Annotated in this window: 24 protein-coding genes and 2 pseudogenes; 7 read left to right on the top strand and 19 right to left on the bottom strand. The window is 39.0% G+C overall.

All coding sequences use genetic code 11. From position 1 onward, the window contains the following. Positions 1–273: 273 nt before the first annotated feature. Both B2863_RS02510 and B2863_RS02505 read right to left on the bottom strand, forming a co-directional pair. Positions 274–1,022 (bottom strand): annotated as a pseudogene (locus tag B2863_RS02510) (IS5 family transposase). Between the two features lie 106 nt (positions 1,023–1,128). Further along, positions 1,129–2,073 carry an Arc family DNA-binding protein gene (locus tag B2863_RS02505; protein WP_057758737.1) on the bottom strand — a complete coding sequence of 315 codons (945 nt, stop codon included), beginning with the start codon at positions 2,071–2,073 and terminating at the stop codon, positions 1,129–1,131. A gap of 267 nt (positions 2,074–2,340) precedes the next feature. Here B2863_RS02505 and B2863_RS02500 point away from each other — a divergent pair, with 267 nt between their 5' ends. From B2863_RS02500 to B2863_RS02470, 7 genes and pseudogenes are all read left to right on the top strand, one after another. Then, the gene (locus B2863_RS02500) at positions 2,341–3,777 is read left to right on the top strand and encodes a tyrosine-type recombinase/integrase (RefSeq protein WP_057758735.1); all 1,437 of its coding nucleotides are present in this window, start codon (positions 2,341–2,343) and stop codon (positions 3,775–3,777) included. Continuing rightward, positions 3,770–5,731 (top strand): hypothetical protein, encoded by a 1,962-nt coding sequence (locus B2863_RS02495; RefSeq protein WP_057758733.1) that lies wholly within the window; start codon positions 3,770–3,772, stop codon positions 5,729–5,731. The genes B2863_RS02500 and B2863_RS02495 overlap by 8 nt, the downstream gene beginning before the upstream one ends. Further along, the gene (locus tag B2863_RS02490) at positions 5,728–7,767 is read left to right on the top strand and encodes a hypothetical protein (protein WP_057758731.1); all 2,040 of its coding nucleotides are present in this window, start codon (positions 5,728–5,730) and stop codon (positions 7,765–7,767) included. Before B2863_RS02495 ends, B2863_RS02490 begins: the two co-directional genes overlap by 4 nt. A gap of 1 nt (position 7,768) precedes the next feature. Further along, the gene (locus B2863_RS02485) at positions 7,769–8,188 is read left to right on the top strand and encodes a hypothetical protein (protein WP_057758729.1); all 420 of its coding nucleotides are present in this window, start codon (positions 7,769–7,771) and stop codon (positions 8,186–8,188) included. A gap of 103 nt (positions 8,189–8,291) precedes the next feature. After that, complete coding sequence (locus tag B2863_RS02480) at positions 8,292–8,789, top strand: elongation factor P hydroxylase (protein ID WP_057758727.1); 498 nt, start codon at positions 8,292–8,294, stop codon at positions 8,787–8,789. Positions 8,790–9,183: 394 nt separating this feature from the next. After that, a pseudogene (locus tag B2863_RS02475) lies at positions 9,184–9,555 on the top strand (elongation factor P hydroxylase); the annotation flags it as partial. A 232-nt stretch (positions 9,556–9,787) separates the two neighbouring features. Then, entirely contained in the window at positions 9,788–10,408 is a 621-nt protein-coding gene (locus B2863_RS02470) for an L-threonylcarbamoyladenylate synthase (protein ID WP_296207273.1), read from the top strand. A gap of 110 nt (positions 10,409–10,518) precedes the next feature. Here the strand turns inward: B2863_RS02470 and rplQ are convergent, their stop codons facing one another. The 17 genes from rplQ to rplN form a co-directional block, all read right to left on the bottom strand. After that, entirely contained in the window at positions 10,519–10,878 is a 360-nt protein-coding gene (gene rplQ / locus B2863_RS02465; RefSeq protein WP_021813387.1) for a 50S ribosomal protein L17, read from the bottom strand. A 19-nt stretch (positions 10,879–10,897) separates the two neighbouring features. Next, positions 10,898–11,905 (bottom strand): DNA-directed RNA polymerase subunit alpha, encoded by a 1,008-nt coding sequence (locus tag B2863_RS02460; RefSeq protein WP_021813386.1) that lies wholly within the window; start codon positions 11,903–11,905, stop codon positions 10,898–10,900. An 80-nt stretch (positions 11,906–11,985) separates the two neighbouring features. Then, positions 11,986–12,627, bottom strand: a complete 642-nt coding sequence (gene rpsD, locus B2863_RS02455; protein WP_057758723.1) for a 30S ribosomal protein S4 — start codon at positions 12,625–12,627, stop codon at positions 11,986–11,988. Between the two features lie 48 nt (positions 12,628–12,675). Next, on the bottom strand, positions 12,676–13,065 hold the full coding sequence (gene rpsK / locus B2863_RS02450) for a 30S ribosomal protein S11 (RefSeq protein WP_010196728.1): 390 nt from the start codon (positions 13,063–13,065) through the stop codon (positions 12,676–12,678). A gap of 20 nt (positions 13,066–13,085) precedes the next feature. Next, entirely contained in the window at positions 13,086–13,442 is a 357-nt protein-coding gene (rpsM, locus tag B2863_RS02445) for a 30S ribosomal protein S13 (protein ID WP_021813384.1), read from the bottom strand. Positions 13,443–13,689: 247 nt separating this feature from the next. After that, on the bottom strand, positions 13,690–13,806 hold the full coding sequence (gene rpmJ, locus B2863_RS02440) for a 50S ribosomal protein L36 (protein WP_010196721.1): 117 nt from the start codon (positions 13,804–13,806) through the stop codon (positions 13,690–13,692). A 31-nt stretch (positions 13,807–13,837) separates the two neighbouring features. Further along, complete coding sequence (gene secY / locus B2863_RS02435) at positions 13,838–15,169, bottom strand: preprotein translocase subunit SecY (protein WP_166739245.1); 1,332 nt, start codon at positions 15,167–15,169, stop codon at positions 13,838–13,840. A gap of 19 nt (positions 15,170–15,188) precedes the next feature. Further along, on the bottom strand, positions 15,189–15,629 hold the full coding sequence (rplO, locus tag B2863_RS02430; RefSeq protein ID WP_057758719.1) for a 50S ribosomal protein L15: 441 nt from the start codon (positions 15,627–15,629) through the stop codon (positions 15,189–15,191). After that, positions 15,629–15,808 (bottom strand): 50S ribosomal protein L30, encoded by a 180-nt coding sequence (gene rpmD, locus B2863_RS02425; RefSeq protein WP_057758718.1) that lies wholly within the window; start codon positions 15,806–15,808, stop codon positions 15,629–15,631. The genes rplO and rpmD overlap by 1 nt, the downstream gene beginning before the upstream one ends. 20 nt (positions 15,809–15,828) lie before the next feature. Next, positions 15,829–16,344 (bottom strand): 30S ribosomal protein S5, encoded by a 516-nt coding sequence (gene rpsE, locus B2863_RS02420; protein WP_057758716.1) that lies wholly within the window; start codon positions 16,342–16,344, stop codon positions 15,829–15,831. A 2-nt stretch (positions 16,345–16,346) separates the two neighbouring features. Then, complete coding sequence (gene rplR / locus B2863_RS02415) at positions 16,347–16,697, bottom strand: 50S ribosomal protein L18 (RefSeq protein ID WP_057758713.1); 351 nt, start codon at positions 16,695–16,697, stop codon at positions 16,347–16,349. 11 nt (positions 16,698–16,708) lie between these two features. Next, positions 16,709–17,242 carry a 50S ribosomal protein L6 gene (gene rplF, locus B2863_RS02410; RefSeq protein WP_057758710.1) on the bottom strand — a complete coding sequence of 178 codons (534 nt, stop codon included), beginning with the start codon at positions 17,240–17,242 and terminating at the stop codon, positions 16,709–16,711. Between the two features lie 176 nt (positions 17,243–17,418). Then, entirely contained in the window at positions 17,419–17,817 is a 399-nt protein-coding gene (gene rpsH, locus B2863_RS02405) for a 30S ribosomal protein S8 (protein ID WP_101204864.1), read from the bottom strand. A gap of 11 nt (positions 17,818–17,828) precedes the next feature. Then, positions 17,829–18,134 carry a 30S ribosomal protein S14 gene (rpsN, locus tag B2863_RS02400; protein ID WP_010196705.1) on the bottom strand — a complete coding sequence of 102 codons (306 nt, stop codon included), beginning with the start codon at positions 18,132–18,134 and terminating at the stop codon, positions 17,829–17,831. Positions 18,135–18,146: 12 nt separating this feature from the next. After that, positions 18,147–18,683, bottom strand: coding sequence for a 50S ribosomal protein L5 (gene rplE / locus B2863_RS02395; RefSeq protein ID WP_296207270.1), 537 nt, complete (start codon positions 18,681–18,683; stop codon positions 18,147–18,149). Between the two features lie 21 nt (positions 18,684–18,704). Continuing rightward, positions 18,705–19,022, bottom strand: a complete 318-nt coding sequence (rplX, locus tag B2863_RS02390; RefSeq protein ID WP_101204866.1) for a 50S ribosomal protein L24 — start codon at positions 19,020–19,022, stop codon at positions 18,705–18,707. A gap of 8 nt (positions 19,023–19,030) precedes the next feature. Continuing rightward, positions 19,031–19,399, bottom strand: a complete 369-nt coding sequence (rplN, locus tag B2863_RS02385) for a 50S ribosomal protein L14 (protein ID WP_010196702.1) — start codon at positions 19,397–19,399, stop codon at positions 19,031–19,033. Between the last annotated feature and the right edge of the window lie 51 nt (positions 19,400–19,450).

The following is a 19,450-nucleotide window of genomic DNA, read 5'->3' as shown; positions in this document are numbered from 1 at the left end:
CATTTCTACCCATTAAAAAGACAACGTCCTTTGATAATAGGACGTTGTCTTTTTCAATCTTACTAAATAGCCTTTTTAACATAGACGCTAAATCCTTGGTTTAGCATTATTTATTACTACTTACCTTATTATTTACATCAGTATTTGCTCGCAATAACGCTAGTATAGTGCCCTTATTTTCATTACAATAAAGCAACATTGCTAAAGGCGCATTACCACGAGTAATGGCTACCTTGCACGTCCATATTTATTGATTTTCTTTAGGGCGTGTCATCAATTAAGCCAAACGACACAAGAAACTAAGTGAATGGCACTAAGGAAATGACTGGCTAACTTATCATAGCGAGTGGCAATCGCACGATACTGCTTAATCTTGGCAAAGAAGTTCTCTATTAGGTGCCTCGCTTTATAAAGCTCTTTATCGAAGTCTCTTGGCTGCAGCCGATGACACTTAGATGGTATAACTGCATTACCTTGCACTGCTTTAATCGGTTCAATAACGCGGGCATCAGCATCGTAAGCTTTATCGGCAAGCCACGTTTGGCTAATACTGACATCAAGCAATTCATCTGAGCCACACAGGTCATGAGCTGCCCCACCTGTTAGATAAAAGCCAGTAGGATTGCCTAATGCATCTGTTCGAGTATGTATTTTAGTCTTCAGTCCACCTTTGCTGCGTCCAATGGCTTGATCCCTTTTTTTCCAGCACTGTGCTGGTGGGCTTTAACAATCGTGGCATCTAGCATGGCATATTCGTCATCGGATTGTTCAGAGAGTTGATTAAAAACCTGCTTCCATACGCCTTTTTTTGACCAGCGACTAAAACGAGTATGAATCACTCTGAAGTCGCCAAAGCGTTCAGGTAGGTCACGCCAAGGTATGCCGGTCTTGTAACGGTACAGAACCGCTTCTACGAACAAGCGGTTATCCTTTGCAGTAACACCAACGTCACTTGGTTTACCAGGTAGAATGTCTTTAATTCTCTCCCATTGGTCATCACGTAGGGCATGTCGTCTTGTCATAGTCATTGAGCTCAAATTCCTAAATACGATCTAAGTATAGCTTATTCTGAAATATCTATGCTAATTGATGACACGCCCTAGTATGGCATACTTATTTTATCTCAAATTACTTTATAGATATTTTAGATAAAATCTCATGTCCACTAATATAAAGTTCATTAGACATGCACATCTCACTCCATCCTTTCCAGTAACTATTAGCTTTCTTTGAATACATTGACCTATCCCAAATATCTTCAATCCAAGAATTGTGACGATACTTATCAATTACTTTGATCGGATTTTGTTTGGCCCAAATTAATTCGTTAAAGTCTGGTTCTGAAACTATTGCTCCTCTGATCTTTGAGATATGGTACTTACAAAGATACTTTAATGTTAAGGATAGGAGCGCTCTGTCTTCAGAGCCACCTATACCTACTTTGTCACTGACATGCACACGAGAGTCTAGAACCAAACCATGCCAACTATCGTAATGCTTGATAATAACTAGTTCACCGTTTTCAGTATTGTTCCGAGCAAACCAGACCAACTTAACCTCATCTTCATTATTACCTTTTAATAAGCTTCTAGCATTCTCTTCAATATCATAACCAAACTCAAATGTTTCTTTTGCGAAAGGCCTTCCTTCATCATGAACGAGCCAATTCTTTTGGCATCCAAAGTATGTGGCTAATTTTTCTAATTCGTTAAACGATGGCTCTTTTCGCCCTTCAAACCAATCCTCAGTAACGCCCACACTATTGTATCCCAGGGCCTCAGCAACTCTAGAAATACTTGGGGTATGAAAACTATCAGTTGCCTTAGCTTCACTCAAGAGGAAATTTAGTTTGCCAGATAGTAGATTTAAGCGATCGCTACGTAAATGAGCATCAAAAAAACTCTTTAAATCGTCGATAGCTTCGATATAACTTCCTTCTTGACCTTCAAAAGATTTTTCTAGTCGATACTGTGCCTCGGCATTAATTGAACGTCCACTAACTTTTGAGGCATCGGAGATCAGGGCTTTCAATTCAGTAGGAATTCTTAAATTAAACTGCACATTTTTTGACATTTTAAAGCCCAAATAGAATATTGAATTTAAAACAAATAATATTACCATAAGGAACTTGCGGCAATGATAGCATAATGCTATCATATTATGTAACAAACCCTAAAGAGGTAAATACATGTCAAATCAGAAGGTTCAGATGAACGTCCGGGTACCTAAAGAACTTAAGAATTTTGCCATAAATGATGCAAAGAACCAGTTCCATTCGTTATCTCAATATATAGAAAAGCTTATGTTTAAAGCCAAAGAACTCAGTGAACTAGAAAAGAGATGAAACCTTCTCTTAAAGACCTTTTTGACTCTAATGCAAAAGTAATTTATCTAAGACGGTTTAGATTGCAGAATGCAAATTGGTCAAAGACTGCTCAGGCTAATGATTACGATTACACTTTTAGCTCTTTAGCTAACTCAGATTATCACTTCAGAATGCCTGTTATCATTCAATCAGATGGTTTACCTTGGAAAATAGGTAACCTATATCTCATGGGACAACTAGACACTCCTGCGCTTTCAAATATGAAAACGTTATCCGCAAGAGCTATCCACCTAAAATACTATCTACAGTACCTAGAACATAGTAACCAACACTTTTTAGACTTACCTACCCAGTATCAGCAAAGAGTTCCTCGCAAATTCAAAGCTTTTTTACAGGCTGTAATAGAACAGCACGACTTTAGCTCTCAATACATTAATAACATTCTGTCCTCTGTTGCTCATTTCTATAATTATATACAGCATCAATCATTCGTATCTCAGTCTGATATAGAGAATAAGCCCTTTAGAGAAAGGAAGGTTTCTATACCTATTCATAATAATGTAGGAATAATGAGGAATATTAGTGTTATTACAAATGATCTCAAGCTAAGAAGCAGCAGAAAACCCTTACCATCACTAGGTAAGTTGAGAGATGGAGGCAGTCTGCGTCCTTTAAGCTCTGAAGAACAAGAAATTATTTTCAGGGCATTTGATAAAAACTATGCGTCAATAGAGTTAGAGCTAATGATAAGAATAGCTCTCGGAACAGGAGCTAGACAACAAAGCGTATGCACTCTCTCTATTGCTTGTATCAAAACTGCTCTCCACTACTTAGAACAAAATGCTGATTCAAATTATGCCGTGATAAATACTGGATATAAATACAGAACAGATTCAAAGGGTGGGCGACTAAACCGCTTAATGTTTTCACGTAACCTAATTGATCATTTAGCAACATATATAGATTGCGAAAGAGCGGAACATAGAAGACAAAATATAAACAGCTTTTATGCAAATACTGACGATAACTATGTGTTTTTAACTCGAACTGGAAACCCCTATTTAACTGCTGAAAGAGAAATTATAGATCGTAATCGTAACAACCCTAAACCAGTTTGGAACACTGAAGCGCCCGTTATGGTACCTAAAAACGGCCAATCTTTAAGAAATGAATTAAAAAAATTCATTTCCAAGGTTCAAAAATTTGAACCAAGTCTTCAAAATTTTTCATTCCATGATTTGCGTGCTACCTATGGGATGAATATCGTAAGAAACCTTAGAGCTAAGGAATACCCTGATTCTAAGATATTTGATCATGTCAGACAAAGGTTAAACCATAGAAGCCTAACAACCACTGAGGCCTATCTAAAATTCGACTCGGAAGTAAAAGAATTCAATGATATACAAGATACGTTCGGCGTAACATTTGATAAGGGCGAATATAATGTCTAATTCTTTCAATGACAGGCAGCTTATTGAGATAAGCACTAAGCAAATAGAAGATATCGTTGATCCTCAATACACAGTAATTGTAGGTTCAAGAGCTGATGGTGTGTCCTTTAAAGTCGATATTGGTAGAGTCTGCTATACCAATAGAGAGAACGATTCTGGTCATTCCCGAGATAAAACTAAGAGCTATATTACGGGCCTAGTTGATGAATCAACATTGTCTATAGAACGTGTAGAATGGTTGAGAAGGTACCTTAGGGAAATCCTTCAAAAAGGGTTGAGAGATGAAACGGTGCGAGGTTACCTTCATAATTTAAGATATTTTTTTGATTTTTGTGATTTTGAAGGCTCTAAGCCTCTTACTTTAGATGATTTAGCATCTAATTATAAATATTATCAAATTAATCTCTATCAAAAGGCGCGTTTAAGTGGTGCAAAATCTATAAGCACTACAACTCTTTATGACAAGCTAAATACTGCAAGAGATTTCATAAAAATCGCTTATAACTTATCTGATATCGATATACTTAGTATTATTCCCAAGCATCGTCATATGGGGCATAACAGTAAAGAAAGAGACTCCTCATTAGAAGACTTCAAAAACTTCTTACAAACCTGCATTACATACTTTAATGAATTCTCATACGCCATATTAAATAAAATCTACCCTATACCTATTACTTTAGCAAAATCATCAAGTAATGATTATTATTGGGATTCAACTAGAAAATATGGCATAAAGAAACTACCTAATTGCTTCTACAATAGTGGTGAACCCTTACCCTTTAATGAGGTAAAAAATGCTTTATCAAATTATTATAATTGTGAGCATACTAAGAAAGATTTCTATAAAAACACATTAATAAACAACAGAAATACATGGATCAATGAGAATTTAGACTCTAGAAAAATTTATGCTTATAACCTATGTACATATTGCTTTTATTACATTTACCTTTCTTTCACTGCTGCTAATATACAACCCACACTTGATTTGAAAATATCTGATTTAAATTTGGAAAACCTTGGCTTATCAACTTTTGCTAAAAAACATAAATATCGAGCAGGTAGACAGATTGAATTTTCCGCTCCTTCTCACTTAAAACGTTATCTCATACAGTATTTGAAACTTAGAGAGTGGGTTGATAACCTTCATCTTCCTGGAGACTGTCAAGAATACTTGTTTATGCGTATTGGAGAACATCGTCAATTAAAGCGTTTTGCACGTAGCTCTGTCAGTTCTATTGACGACAATACTCCACTTTTTAAAGGGGTTAAAAGGGTTACTGCTAGAGACATTAGAAACCTATGTGCGGAATACTACATAAAACATTCTAAAGGAAATTTGTCATTAGTAGCTAGGAAGTTGAATAACTCTTTAACTACAGTAGCTAAATCTTACACTTCGATCGATATTGAGTCTCAAGCAATAGAGATGAATCATTATCACGAAAAAATGATTACCGCAGTTCTTAGGTCTAATCGAACTAATGAACAAACTATATCTATCAAGACTTCAACTAACTATGATACGGAGAAAATACCAGCAGGATCTTGTTCTAACCTATCAGATAATGATCCTGTTAAGGCATTGGGCTTTAATAATGAAGCCCCCAACCCTTCCTGTGCTACATTTGAAAGTTGTTTGTTCTGTGAATTTTTTGCAATTCATATAGATTTTGAAGATATACATAAACTATTAAGTTTGAAGGAGGCTCTACTAAAGTCTTCTATGATTCGTGATGATCCTGAATATCATCTTCTCTCTATAGAACCATCACTATTTAGAATTGACGAGATTATCAATATTCTTAAAGGAAAAGATAATAGAGTAATTGAACTCGTTGATGATGCTGAACAAAAAATAAAAATGCAAATTTATAATGAGTATTGGGATGAGCATATAAATTTTCTCACTGTAGCCTCAGAATCTAACAGAAAAAGCTTAAGTTTATGACCAAGACAATGATGCGTGAACCCCTCGTTAAAGAGATACAACCAATATCTAAAGACCTAATCGAAAACCCATCATCTGGTTTGATTGTAACGCTTTCCAAGAGTGGAGATGCTTTATCATTATTCTCTGATGATATTTGGGACTATAGTGCTACTAGCAATTCACATAGAACTATTAATTTTAGAACTAAAATTCGGAACCTATCCTCATCTATTAATACCGACGGCAAAAAATTCAAATCAGCAGTTAAGTTTTTGAAGGTATTTACTCTCAATTGGAATTGTGAGATGAATGGATGTTCTATGTCAAAATTGAATAGTGATATAGTCGCTATATCCTTCCTAATTAGTTACTGTGTAAACAATAATATTGACTTTAATAATATATTTACTGACAGTAGTGCAATCGACTTCCTAGTAACTAATAGTTCGACGGAGAAACAAATAGGTTTGCATTTAGGCAAGATACAAAGATTTATTGATACAGCATCTGTTTTAAATCAAAGTAATTTTTGGTGTAACATGCAACCTTCAAAAGAATTTTCAAGCAAACTAAGAAAGACTAGAAAATCTTTCCCTGAGACTTCTCAAAGTCTTCAAACCATGATCATTCCTTCACGTATTTATCAGAACCTGCTAAAAGATACCATTGAAAGTTTGCAGGTTTTTAATAAGCACGCTGAGCAGATCTCATATGTTTTTTCTGCACGTACTAAAGTAAGAGATGAAGCATTAAGATTAGATCAGAGTGTACCTATGAGTAAGCTTACTAAATCACAAAAAAGCTTAATCAGATTTTATTGGCAAACTGCTTTGAAGACAGATACAAAGCTAACTAAGATTTTAGCAGAATTAACAGATTTAAACATCATCAAGAATGCTAATTGGTTAAGTTTAACAATCAGCTTAGGTCAAATACAGATGAAAAGCGCTTTTGTTATAGCTGCGTTTACAGGTATGCGTAAAAATGAATTACTATCTATCCCTTTCAACGGGCTAAGACATATTCATTCCGATACTGGGAATATACCTGTAGTATGGTCAACTACAACAAAATTGGAAAGTAATGGAGTACCAAGATTTACAAAATGGGTAACAGGTTCAATTGTTGAAGAAGCTTTTGAAGCAGCTAAATTTATCACTCAAGGAGCTTTGAACTGGTCTGCTAATAAGAGTCAGGTGGCAGAAGATGAGAGTAAGTTACCGTTGTTTTTTTCAATTGAAAATGGGAAATCTGGAAAGCCTCATCCGCATTTTGATTATGCAACAACTGCCTTAAATAGCAACCTCATTCAAAAAATAATGTCATCAGAGCACTTATTAATTTCAGAACAAGACTTAAAGGAAGTCAGTCAATTTTTATACGGCGATGAAATATCTAATAATATTAAATTAGGTAAGCCTTGGCCTTTAGGCTTTCATCAGTTTAGACGCTCCTTAGCCGTGTATGCTGCTTCTAGTGGTTATGTTTCATATCCTACTCTTAAATCCCAGCTAAAACATATAAGCATGATGATGACAGTCTATTACACGGACTCAAACTCTAGAGCGATAAATATTTTAGGCAACGGCCCTGAAGTCAAAGCTATGCAAAAGGAATGGCAGGAGGCCCAAGCAAGAGTAGAGTCAGATAATTTGCATGAATTGTTAGATAGCAGGGTGACACTAACTGGTGCAGCTGGTAAAAATCTACAAAAAAGAAAAGTAGAGAATAAGCTTCCTAAGTTCTTAGATAATAGAAATAGTACTAAGAAAGCAGTCAAAAATGGCAAAATTCGTTATCGATCTACTTTAGTTGGCGGATGTATGTCTATTAAACCTTGTGATAAAGGTGCTGGTGTATTGGCATCTGCTTGTATTAGCTGTGAAAATGCGGTGTTTTCACCAGAATCCAAAAGTATTTTGCTACAAACTAAAGATTTTTATAAGTCTCAACTCACTTTAGATATTCCAAAGCGTGTTCATCATGAATACGAAGTGAGTATTAAAAAAATAGACAGTCTTCTTTCAGTATTAGAAGTAAATCAAGAGAAATAACATGAAAACTAGCCAGGCAGAACAGGCTTATTGGGATGCTTTGAATCGTCTACAAGATGGTACAGCCAAAATTGTCAATACAAAGTCATCACGGTTTAAGTTTACTAGAGACGCTGTAGGTAGAGAGGCAGGTAAAGGAAAAGGGTATGTCCGTAATGAGAGATATCCAGAACTTTGCGAAGCAATAACAAAAGCGGAAGAAGAACGCAAAAATCGTGCTCAAGAAAAACCTAATACTTCTACTAAGTTAAAACATGAAAAAGAGCTCAAAATCAAAGCTAATTTGAAATACGACATGATAAAAGAAGAATATGACATTATAATGCAAGATTATCTTAACATTCTAAGACAGAATTTTGAACTTCAAAGAGAGTTAGCAGATTCTCCACATATAAGATTAGTGAAAAGATCTAATAAATAGCTTAATCTTGTTCCTGTTTAGCTCAAATACAATCTATGAATAAAGCCTCTCTAAAGCTTTATTTCTCATATTACGGCTATTAAGATGCCTTAAAAGTATTCCTATGAATGACGATCATTTGTGTAACAAACTAAAAATTTTATTTGAACATCTTTTTCCTACTCTAACCATAATTGGTGGAGTAGATGAACCCTACTATGAAGCGCCAAAAGCAGATACAAATGCGAAGATCTTTTTTAAAGAAAACTACCCAAGAAGCCTATTACATGAAATTGCTCATTACTGTTTGGCAGGGCAAAAACGACGCAAATTAGATGACTATGGTTACTGGTATACTGAATGTGGTAGAACAAGTGAAGAGCAAGAGCTATTTCAATTGGTTGAAGCAAGACCTCAAGGCTTAGAAAAGGCTATGTGTGAAGCTATAGGTATACATTTTTCACCTAGCTTTGATGATTTTTCAGGTCGACCGATATCAGAGGTGTTTCTAAAAAACTTAGAAGTTAATTATCAAGAGATGATTACGAATCCTCCTCCTACGGCTAGAATAGCTTTAGAAACATTAATGCATACAGATTTTTCTACGTTAAGGGATAATTAGTTTATTAACTACATATTGCAAATTCATACTTACTTAATTTTAAAATTTCAAAGCAGTCATGTGAAGTATATTCATCAGGCTACTATTCAGCCGATGATAACTATAGTAAATATTCTAGCCTTCCCAATTTTATTGAAAAAACAAAGAATATCTACTAAGAGAAGAACCAACAAAAAGTCCCGATCTATTCATCAAAAATAAAATATTGATATGTCTCGATTGTATATACACGGCTAATATAAGCTTCTTAGTGCTTTGAAAAGTGATAATTCCAATGACTCACTTAATGTACAATATCTCCTTTTATGAGGAATATTGTACATTTTTTTATCAAGAAGCTGATTTTACATCATTACAATTACTTCTTTATCAATCAATAACTTAGTAATGTACATTTATAGTTAAGAGTTTACTAGAGCTGAGTCATTGGTGCGTGGCTGGTAACGCTCGTAGACAACTATCTGACTTTGGCTATTGGTATGCACCTGATGGACGATCAGCGGCGCAGCAGCAAGCATTTGAGCGTGTAGAAATCAAACCTCAAGCATTAGAGTGTCTATTTACCTTGGCGTGTGGGCGAAATTTCCAAGTCTCACAAGATAACTTATTTGCCGACTTCGACACCAGTAGTAGCACCTTTGCTATTGATGTCTATCAGCAAGTCCAAAGCTATATAGCCAAACCTAATACTCTGCCGCGTGACGCTCAGACTTTACTGACTGCGTTACTTAACGCTTGCATTTCTTCATCTGAAACTAGCGCTTAATTCAAATTACTAAGCATTCCTACTTATTAACGATTTTCTACGGTTGGTAACGCCTTGCCACTAAACTTATATCTGCTTTAAGCTATACTAATAACTGAAGTAGTATTTTGAAGATATCGATCTGCTTTAGTTCTAGAATAGTTTTTCTAATATAACTAATGATTGAAACACATCTAATTAATGAAAAATTTGTCTCAATTAAAAACCAATAATTATAAAATAAGGAACCATTATGGAAGTCTTCTATATTCACCCCGATAATCCGCAGCCACGTCTCATTGAGCAAGCCGCTGACCTATTACGCAGAGATCAGTTGATTATTTACCCAACGGATACCAGTTACGCTTTTGGTTGCCGTTTGGGTGCAAAGGATGCCCTAGCTAAACTTAAGCAAATCCGTGAACTCGATGATAAGCATCAATTTACGCTACTGTGCCGCGACCTGAGCGAAATTGCCAATTATGCAACAGTTGATAATGTGCAATTTAAACAACTGAAAGCCCACACCCCTGCCCCAATTACCTTTATTTTGACGGCGACAAAGGATGTACCAAAAAAACTAGCGCATGCAAAGAAAAAGACCATTGGTATTCGTGTACCTAGCAACCCTATTGCTCAAGCATTATTAGAAGCGATGGATGAACCTATCTTGACCAGCTCACTGATTTTGCCTAATCAAGACGATATTTTGGATGACCCATTTGAGATTGAAGACTTACTAGGTAATCAAATCGACGGTCTCATCAATGCAGGTATAAAGACAACCAAGCTTACTACTATCGTTGATATGACAAGTAGCGTTCCTGAAATTATCAGACAAGGTGCGGCCAATGTCGATTCGTTATTACTCTAAACAGCTAATTATTGCTTTAAACAACTACTAGTATATTTAGTCAAATTTAAGACAAAAAAAAGCTCCAATTGCATTGGAGCTTTTTTATGAAATATGTCTTAGATGTAAAACTAGTCGCGATCAACCAATTCTACATAAGCCATTGGCGCATTGTCACCATCACGGTAACCGCATTTTACGATACGCAAATAACCACCTGGACGCGTCTGGTAACGAGGACCTAACGTGCCAAATAATTTGCCTACCATAGCTTTGCTACGCATACGGCTGAATGCTAAACGACGGTTAGCAACGCTGTCTTCTTTAGCCATAGTGATCAATGGCTCGGCAACGCGACGTAGTTCTTTAGCTTTTGGTAAAGTTGTTTTGATCAGTTCATGCTCAAATAATGAGTTAGTCATGTTCTGAAACATTGCCTTACGATGACTGCCGGTACGACCCAGCTTGACTCCACTCTTACGATGGCGCATAGTCAAAAATCCTTAAAGTTTAACGGCTACGATAAGAAAAGCGATCATCAACACGTAAATCAGCTGGTGGCCAGTTATCTAGGCGCATACCGAGCTCTAAATCTTTAGACGCTAATACGTCCTTGATTTCTGTCAATGATTTCTTACCAAGATTTGGGGTTTTTAGAAGTTCAGTCTCTGAACGCTGTACCAAATCACCGATATAGTAAATGTTTTCAGCTTTCAAGCAGTTGGCTGAGCGAACCGTTAGTTCAAGATCGTCCACAGGGCGTAATAGCACCGGATCAACCTCTTCTTTCTCTTTCACAGGCTCAGGCGCTTCTTCAGCTTCTAGGTCAACAAAGATAGAAATCTGTTGTTGTAAAATAGTGGCTGCTTTACGAATTGCTTCTTCTGGATCTATAGTGCCATTAGTTTCAAGCTCAATGATAAGACGATCAAGATCAGTACGCTGCTCTACACGAGCGTTCTCAACCTGATAAGCAACACGAAGCACAGGACTAAAACTTGCATCAAGCTTTAGGCGTCCAATTGCTTTAGTATCACCATCTTCACGGCGCTGGTTTGCTGGCTCATATCCACGACCCATCACTACACGCAAACGCATCTTAAGATGACCACGATCGCTCAATGTACCCAAGACCAATTCTGGATTGATGATGTCAACATTGTGCGGCAACGCGATGTCTGCAGCAGTAATAGTGCCTGGACCTTGTTTATCCAAGGTCAAAAATACTTCATTTTGGTCATGAAGCGTAATTGCTAAGCCTTTTAGGTTCAAAAGCAAATCAAGTACGTCTTCTTGCAGGCCTTCAAGCGTTGAGTATTCATGGTCAACACCATCAATCTCAGCTTCAATGACTGCAGCACCAGGTAATGAAGATAACAAGATGCGACGCAGAGCATTACCTAGGGTATGCCCAAAGCCGCGTTCTAACGGTTCGAGCGTGACTTTCGCAATCGTTTCGTTAACCGTATCCACATTAATGGCATTCGGCGTTAGAAACTCAGTTGCATTTAGCATCATGATGTCACCTCGATTTATTAAACTGGTTTAATTAACGTTAATTGCTCAATGCCATTTTCATAACATTGAGCATTACGTCATTACTTAGAGTATAGCTCAACGATCAAGCTTTCGTTGATTTCAGCAGGTAGATCAATACGATCAGGCGCATGTTTAAACGTGCCTTGTAGTTTGCTGTGGTCAACATCAAGCCATTCTGGAATACCACGTTGTGTCGCTAATTCGATAGCGTTTTTAATACGTAGCTGTTCGCGAGATTTCTCTTGGATAGCGATGACATCACCATCTTGAAGCTGAATTGAAGGAATGTTCACACGAACAAACTCATCACGGCCAGCTTTTTTTACCATAACAGTACGATGACTGACTAGCTGACGTGCTTCTGCGCGAGTTGAGCCAAAGCCCATGCGATATACAACGTTATCTAGACGGCTCTCAAGCATTGCTAGCAAGTTTTCACCAGTAGCGCCACGCTTACGAGCAGCTTCTTTATAGTAGTTCGCGAATTGACGCTCTAGTACACCATAAATACGCTTAACTTTTTGCTTTTCACGCAACTGTAGAGCATATTCTGAGGTCTTGTTACGGCTTACGCCATGCTGACCTGGTGGACGACCAGCTTTCTTCGTTTTTACGTCATACGGTTTAACGCCAGACTTAAGGCCTAAATCCGTACCTTCACGACGTGATAATTTCAGTTTTGGTCCAATATAGCGGGCCATTGTTATGTCTCCTATAAGCTTTTAGTATAAAAAGCTTCGTCTTTAATATTAGACGCGGCGCTTTTTCGGCGCACGGCAACCATTGTGTGGGATTGGGGTTACATCAGAGATGCTGTTAACTTTATAACCCAATGCACCTAGTGCTCTTACCGCAGACTCACGACCCGGTCCTGGTCCTTTGACCAAAACATCGATATTCTTAACACCATATTCTTGGGCCGCTTTACCAGCGACTTCAGCTGCAACCTGAGCTGCAAATGGTGTAGATTTACGTGAACCACGGAAGCCTTGTCCACCTGAAGTGGCCCAAGCCAATGCATTACCTTGACGATCGGTAATCGTAACAATGGTGTTATTAAAAGACGCATGGATATGGGCAATGCCCTCCGATACTGAACGACGAGCCACCTTTTTGCGACTGCGAGTGTCTTTTGCCATCTTTTAGCTTCCTAAGTTAATTATCTTTTGAGAGGGCGTGTCGGACCCTTACGAGTACGAGCGTTGTTCTTGGTGTTCTGACCTCTAACTGGTAGGTTACGACGATGACGGATGCCACGGTAACAACCAAGATCAACTAAACGCTTGATGTTCATTGAAACTTCACGACGAAGGTCACCTTCAGTCATGTAGTTTGCAACTTGTGCACGGATAGCATCTAACTGTGTATCATCTAACTGACTGACTTTAGTAGTAGGGGCGATGCCAACTGCTTCTAAGATTTTCTGAGCAGTGGTACGACCTACACCAAAGATGTAAGTTAGTGAAATAACAGCATGCTTATTATCCGGAATGTTTACGCCGGCAATACGAGCCATTGATTTCTCTCCATTAAAGAAAAATAAGCGTTATCTAGCGATAAGGCTTTACTCTTCAGATTTGTTGCTGTTAATACTAGAGCTTTTATAGTCATTATCGATGTTTTGACTATAAGTCTGCTCATCGATTCTATTATAAAAGATTTTGTATAAACACGGCAAGTGGCGGATGATATCGCATCCGCCGTTATTTTTCAAGTATTAATTTAATTAGCAGCGAAAACTAGAGGTTTTCTAATACTAAATATTAACCTTGACGTTGCTTGTGGCGAGGTTCTGCTGTACAAATAATATGTACACGGCCTTTACGGCGCACAACTTTACAGCTACCACAAATCTTTTTAACTGATGCTTGAACTTTCATAGCATGCTCCTTGAAATATCGTACCGCTCATTTAAGGTTGAGTGGGCGATTGAATTAACGTCTGATCATGATATTGATGGGTCATCAAATGCGCTTGAATCTGCGAGATGAAGTCCATTACCACAACCACCATAATCAGTAAAGACGTACCACCGAGTTGAAACGGCACACCAAACGATGACTGGACGACCATTGGCATTAAACAAATAACCGTCATATACATCGCGCCAATAAAGGTCAGTCGGTTTAATACATGATCGAGGTAACGCTGAGTTTGTTGTCCTGGGCGAATACCTGGGATATACGCACCACTACGTTTAAGGTTCTCTGCTACTTCACGCGGACTAAATACTAATGCCGTATAAAAATAACAGAAGAAGATAATCATTGCGCCAAACAGTACTAAATATAGCGGCTGTCCTGGAGACAACACCAATGCCATATTTTGAAGTATTTTCTGTACAAAGGTAGGATCAGTCGATTGACCAACCCACTGCCCTAAACTTGCAGGAAACAATAACAAAGAACTGGCAAAAATAGCGGGGATAACCCCTGCCATATTTAGCTTCAACGGCAAATGTGATTGCTGCTGGGCATAAATTTTGCGACCTTGTTGCTGTTTTTGTGCATAGTTCACAGGAACACGACGTTGAGCACGTTCAATATAAACGATACCCGCAGTAACCGCGATACCTAGCAGTACAAAAATAAATAGCACAATCAAGTTCATCTGACCTTGATTGACCTGTTCAATAGACTGCGAAATCATACCTGGCGTACCAGCCACAATACTCGCAAAAATGAGCATTGAAATACCATTACCTACGCCACGTTCTGTAATCTGCTCACCAAGCCACATTAAGAACATTGCGCCTGCTACTAAAGAAGTAACAGCTGGAATATAAAAGGTAAGACCAGTAGATAAGGTAAGGTTTTGGCTGATTAAGCCGGCACACATTCCTAATGACTGTACTAGTGCTAAAGCAAGCGTTCCCTGACGGGTGTACTTGTTTAGTTTGCGTCGTCCCGCTTCACCTTCTTTTTTGAGGGCTTCAAGCGATGGCAATACTGCAGACATCATCTGTACGATAATCGATGCTGAGATATATGGCATAATGCCAAGCGCCATGATAGACATACGCTCTAGCGCACCACCTGAAAACATATTAAACATGCTCAGAATGGTGTTTTCGTTGCGCGAAAACAGATCAGCCAAGTTAACTGGGTTAATACCCGGAACTGGAATATGTGACCCTAAACGATAAACAATCAATGCGCCGATTAAAAATAATAAACGCGTCCATAACTCATCATACTTACGTATAAATGCGAATGGATTAAGCGGTATACCAGCCGATGACATTGATTGTTTTGACACGTTACTACTCCTCGATGCTACCACCAGCAGCTTCGATAGCTTGCTTAGCACCTTTAGTCACTTTAATACCTTTGAAAGTATAAGCTTTAGTGACTTCGCCTGATAGCATTACACGAGCACGTTTCATATCGTGACGGATAAGGTTAGCAGCTTTAAGTGTTTCAAGGCTAACTACATCGCCTTCAATTTTATTCAGTTCAGAAAGACGTACTTCAGCAGTCTTCATAGCCAGTTTACTGGTAAAACCAAATTTTGGTAGACGGCGATATAGAGGCATCTGACCACCTTCAAATCCTGAGCGAATGCTAGAACCTGAACGAGATTTCTGACCTTTTACACCACGACCACCAGTCTTACCAAGACCTGAACCGATACCACGACCACGACGTTGGGCAGTTTTCTTTGCGCCAACACCTGGTGATAATTCATTTAATCTAAGACCCATTACGCTTCCTCCACTTTTACCATGTAGTTAACGCGATTGACCATACCACGAGTCGAAGGAGTATCTTCTACTACTACAGTATGATTAATACGGCGTAAACCCAATCCTTTCAAGCTCGCTTTGTGGCTCTTTAGGCGATGGGCACCCGATTTAAATTGAGTGACTTTCATTTTTTTCATCGTAACTCACCTAGTCTAAGTTAACCCAAGATTTCGTCTACAGATTTACCACGTTTAGCTGCCATCTTCTCTGGAGTTGACATATCACGTAAACCGTTAAACGTTGCGCGAACAACGTTAGCAGTATTGGTAGAACCATAACATTTAGTCAAAACATCTTTGACACCAGCAACTTCTAATACAGCACGCATTGCGCCACCAGCGATTACGCCAGTACCTTCAGATGCAGGTTGCATATAGACTTTACTAGCACCATGACGTGCTTTGATTGGATGATGCAAAGTTGCATCATTTAGCTCAACAGTAATCATATTACGTTTGGCAGCTTCTAGTGCTTTTTGGATAGCAGCTGGCACTTCACGTGCTTTACCGCGACCAAAACCAACACGACCATTGCCATCGCCCACTACAGTCAATGCAGTGAAAGAGAAAATACGACCACCTTTAACAACTTTCGCTACGCGATCAACGGTAACTAAGCGTTCTACTAGACCGTCAGTCTGTTCATTTTTATCATTTTTATCATTTCTAGCCATGATTAAAACTCCAATCCGTTTTCGCGAGCAGCTTCTGCTAAAGCTTTAACTCGACCATGATATTTGAAACCACTACGGTCAAAGGCAACTTTAGTAATGCCAGCTGCTTTTGCGCGTTCTGCGATCATTTGGCCTACAGACGTTGCTGAATCAGCATTACCAGTCGCGCCTGAACGCAAGCTGCTGTCTAAGGTAGATGCCTGAGCAATCACTTCACCACCATTTGGAGAGATAATCTGGGCATAAATATGTTTTGACGTGCGGTTAACCGTTAAGCGATGAACGCCTAAGAAACGGATATGCGCGCGTGTTTTCTTAGCTCGACGCAGACGAGCTGCTTTTTTATCAAACATTTCAACTCACCTTATTTTTTCTTAGCTTCTTTGCGAATCACATGCTCGTCACTATAACGAATACCTTTGCCTTTGTAAGGCTCAGGTGGGCGGAAACCACGGATGTTGGCGGCTGCTTGACCAAGCTGCTGTTTATTGTTTGATTTCAAAACAATTTCAGTTTGCGTTGGCGTTTCAGCTGATACACCTTCAGGTAACGTATACTCTACTGGATGAGAATAACCAACGTTCAAGGTTACTTTGTTACCAGTAACTTGCGCGCGATAACCAACACCAATCAACTGAAGACGTCTTTCAAAGCCTTCGTTCACGCCAGTAACATAGTTGTTAACAAGAGCGCGCATGGTGCCAGTGTGCATCATAGCTTCTTTTGAATCGACTGTAGGTGAGAAAATGATAGCATCATCTTCCTGTTTCAGCTCGACCAATTCATGCAGGCGTAAAGACATAGAACCGTTCTTGCCTTTAACTTCGACCTGCCGATCGTTCAAAGTAACGCTTACGCCGTTTGGCAGCGTCACTGGGGCTTTAGCCACACGAGACATAGGAATATTCCTTAAAAAATTTAACTTCTTTATATTAGCGAAAAAACTAACAGGCTAAAAAGCGTGTTAGTTTAGCATAGTTGACTGTGTTAGACATCTATCAATTCGAAATAATTTAATATTACTCAACCAATAGAAGCCTAACAACCATCAAATAGACTTCATCGTCGTATAGCTTACGCTACAAATGCGACGATTTCACCACCGATACCAGCAGCGCGTGCAGCACGATCGCTCATGATACCTTGGCTAGTAGATACGATAGCAACACCCATACCTTGCTTAACAGTAGGGATAGCGTCTTTACCGCGGAACTGGCGTAAACCAGGACGGCTATAACGTTGGATAGTTTCGATGACAGCACGGCCTTCGAAATATTTCAATTCAATAGTAAGGGTTGCTTTGTTGTTTTCTTCTTCAGCAACAACAGCGCTAGCCACATAACCTTCGCTAACTAGTAAATCAGCAATTGATTTACGTAATTTAGAGCTCGGCATTGCTACCGATACTTTGTTAGCCATTTGTGCGTTACGGATACGGGTTAGCATATCCCCAACGGTATCTTGCATACTCATATAGTTACTCCTTACCAGCTTGCTTTACGAACACCAGGCACATCGCCTTGCATGACACGCTCACGCAGCATATTGCGTGACAAGCCAAACTTGCGGAAGTAACCGTGAGGACGACCGGTGATAGCACAACGATTACGCAGACGTACTGGTGATGAGTTGCGTGGAAGAGCTTGTAGCTCTAACATCGCTTCCATACGAGTTTCGTCACTTGCAGTCATATCACTGATAGTTTCTTTTAGCTTGATACGCTTTTCAGCATATTTAGCAACCATTTTTTCGCGCTTTAATTCGCGGTTAATCATGCTCTTCTTTGCCATAACGTCTTTACCTTATTTAAATGGGAAGCCGAATGCTTTAAGCAACGCACGACCTTCTTCATCAGATTGAGCTGACGTAGTGATTGTCACATCCATACCACGGATACGATCAATCTTGTCAAAATCTACTTCTGGGAATACGATTTGTTCTTTGATACCCAATGAGTAGTTACCACGTCCGTCAAAGGCTTTAGGTGAAAAACCGCGGAAATCACGAATACGAGGAATTGCAATGGCAACGAGACGATCTAAAAATTCGTACATTTGCTCACCGCGTAGCGTTACTTTACAGCCAATTGGCCATTCTTCACGAATCTTAAAGCCAGCAACTGATTTACGCGCTTTGGTGACAACAGGTTTTTGACCAGCAATCGCGGTCATATCAGCTACAGCACCTTCCAACAATTTCTTGTCTTGAGACGCGCCGCCTACACCCATGTTAAGTGTGATTTTAGTGATTTTAGGCACTTGCATCACATTTACCAAACCAAGCTCTTCTTTGATTTGCTGCTTTAGTTCATCGTTATATAAAGATTTTAATCTTGCCATTACCATTACACCCTTAGTGTCTTACGCAGTCGCCACTACTTCACCGCTTGAACGATAGACGCGTTGTTTCTTGCCGTCTTCGCCAAACTGATAAGTAATACGGTCTGCTTTTTGGGTTTGCGCATTTAAGATTGCGACATTTGAGATATGCAGAAAAGCTTCTTGCTTAAGAATGCCACCTTCAACGCCAGTTGCCTGATTTGGCTTCTGATGTTTAGTAACAATATTAATGCCTTCAACTTTAATACGATCGTTTTTTACAGCTTGTACAGTACCTTGCTTGCCTTTGTCTTTCCCAGCAATCACGATAACTGTATCGCCTTTACGTAATTTTGACATGGATTACCTCACAATACTTCTGGTGCTAGTGATACAATTTTCATAAACTGATCACCACGTAGTTCACGAGTTACCGGTCCAAAAATACGAGTTGCAATCGGCGCTTTGTTTTGGTTCAACAATACCGCAGCATTGTCGTCAAAACGTAACACAGAACCATCTGGACGACGAACGCCTTTTTTGGTACGTACAACTACTGCATTCATCACGTCGCCTTTTTTAACACGACCACGAGGAATGGCTTCTTTAACCGTTACTTTAATAATGTCGCCAACTGATGCATAACGACGATGAGAACCACCCAGTACTTTAATGCACTGAACTCGCCTTGCACCGCTATTGTCTGCAACTTCCAGCATTGACTCAACCTGAATCATAGCGTTACTCCACACGTATGAGCAATAAAAACCAGTTGCTGCCGCTAGCAC

The sequence above is a fragment of the Psychrobacter sp. UBA3480 genome (assembly GCF_002377945.1).
GTDB lineage: Bacteria > Pseudomonadota > Gammaproteobacteria > Pseudomonadales > Moraxellaceae > Psychrobacter.
This window is presented reverse-complemented; position numbering and strand designations above follow the sequence as displayed.

Excerpts from the sequence above, each read along its gene's own strand:
- B2863_RS02460 (WP_021813386.1), bottom strand. The coding sequence starts at position 11,905 with ATGATGCTAAATGCAACTGAGTTTCTAACGCCGAATGCCATTAATGTG.
- rpsK (WP_010196728.1), bottom strand. The coding sequence starts at position 13,065 with ATGGCAAAAGACACTCGCAGTCGCAAAAAGGTGGCTCGTCGTTCAGTA.
- rplE (WP_296207270.1), bottom strand. The coding sequence starts at position 18,683 with ATGGCAAGATTAAAATCTTTATATAACGATGAACTAAAGCAGCAAATC.
- rpsM (WP_021813384.1), bottom strand. The coding sequence starts at position 13,442 with ATGGCTCGTATTGCCGGCGTAAACATTCCGGATAATAAGCATGCTGTT.
- rplO (WP_057758719.1), bottom strand. The coding sequence starts at position 15,629 with ATGGGTCTTAGATTAAATGAATTATCACCAGGTGTTGGCGCAAAGAAA.
- rpsN (WP_010196705.1), bottom strand. The coding sequence starts at position 18,134 with ATGGCAAAGAAGAGCATGATTAACCGCGAATTAAAGCGCGAAAAAATG.
- rpsE (WP_057758716.1), bottom strand. The coding sequence starts at position 16,344 with ATGGCTAGAAATGATAAAAATGATAAAAATGAACAGACTGACGGTCTA.
- rplQ (WP_021813387.1), bottom strand. The coding sequence starts at position 10,878 with ATGCGCCATCGTAAGAGTGGAGTCAAGCTGGGTCGTACCGGCAGTCAT.
- B2863_RS02495 (WP_057758733.1), top strand. The coding sequence starts at position 3,770 with ATGTCTAATTCTTTCAATGACAGGCAGCTTATTGAGATAAGCACTAAG.
- rpsD (WP_057758723.1), bottom strand. The coding sequence starts at position 12,627 with ATGGCCCGCTATATTGGACCAAAACTGAAATTATCACGTCGTGAAGGT.
- B2863_RS02490 (WP_057758731.1), top strand. The coding sequence starts at position 5,728 with ATGACCAAGACAATGATGCGTGAACCCCTCGTTAAAGAGATACAACCA.
- B2863_RS02470 (WP_296207273.1), top strand. The coding sequence starts at position 9,788 with ATGGAAGTCTTCTATATTCACCCCGATAATCCGCAGCCACGTCTCATT.
- B2863_RS02480 (WP_057758727.1), top strand. The coding sequence starts at position 8,292 with ATGAATGACGATCATTTGTGTAACAAACTAAAAATTTTATTTGAACAT.
- rpsH (WP_101204864.1), bottom strand. The coding sequence starts at position 17,817 with ATGAGTATGCAAGATACCGTTGGGGATATGCTAACCCGTATCCGTAAC.
- B2863_RS02500 (WP_057758735.1), top strand. The coding sequence starts at position 2,341 with ATGAAACCTTCTCTTAAAGACCTTTTTGACTCTAATGCAAAAGTAATT.
- rplF (WP_057758710.1), bottom strand. The coding sequence starts at position 17,242 with ATGTCTCGTGTGGCTAAAGCCCCAGTGACGCTGCCAAACGGCGTAAGC.
- B2863_RS02505 (WP_057758737.1), bottom strand. The coding sequence starts at position 2,073 with ATGTCAAAAAATGTGCAGTTTAATTTAAGAATTCCTACTGAATTGAAA.
- rpmD (WP_057758718.1), bottom strand. The coding sequence starts at position 15,808 with ATGAAAAAAATGAAAGTCACTCAATTTAAATCGGGTGCCCATCGCCTA.
- rplN (WP_010196702.1), bottom strand. The coding sequence starts at position 19,399 with ATGATTCAGGTTGAGTCAATGCTGGAAGTTGCAGACAATAGCGGTGCA.
- rplR (WP_057758713.1), bottom strand. The coding sequence starts at position 16,697 with ATGTTTGATAAAAAAGCAGCTCGTCTGCGTCGAGCTAAGAAAACACGC.
- secY (WP_166739245.1), bottom strand. The coding sequence starts at position 15,169 with ATGTCATCGGCTGGTATACCGCTTAATCCATTCGCATTTATACGTAAG.
- rpmJ (WP_010196721.1), bottom strand. The coding sequence starts at position 13,806 with ATGAAAGTTCAAGCATCAGTTAAAAAGATTTGTGGTAGCTGTAAAGTT.
- rplX (WP_101204866.1), bottom strand. The coding sequence starts at position 19,022 with ATGTCAAAATTACGTAAAGGCGATACAGTTATCGTGATTGCTGGGAAA.
- B2863_RS02485 (WP_057758729.1), top strand. The coding sequence starts at position 7,769 with ATGAAAACTAGCCAGGCAGAACAGGCTTATTGGGATGCTTTGAATCGT.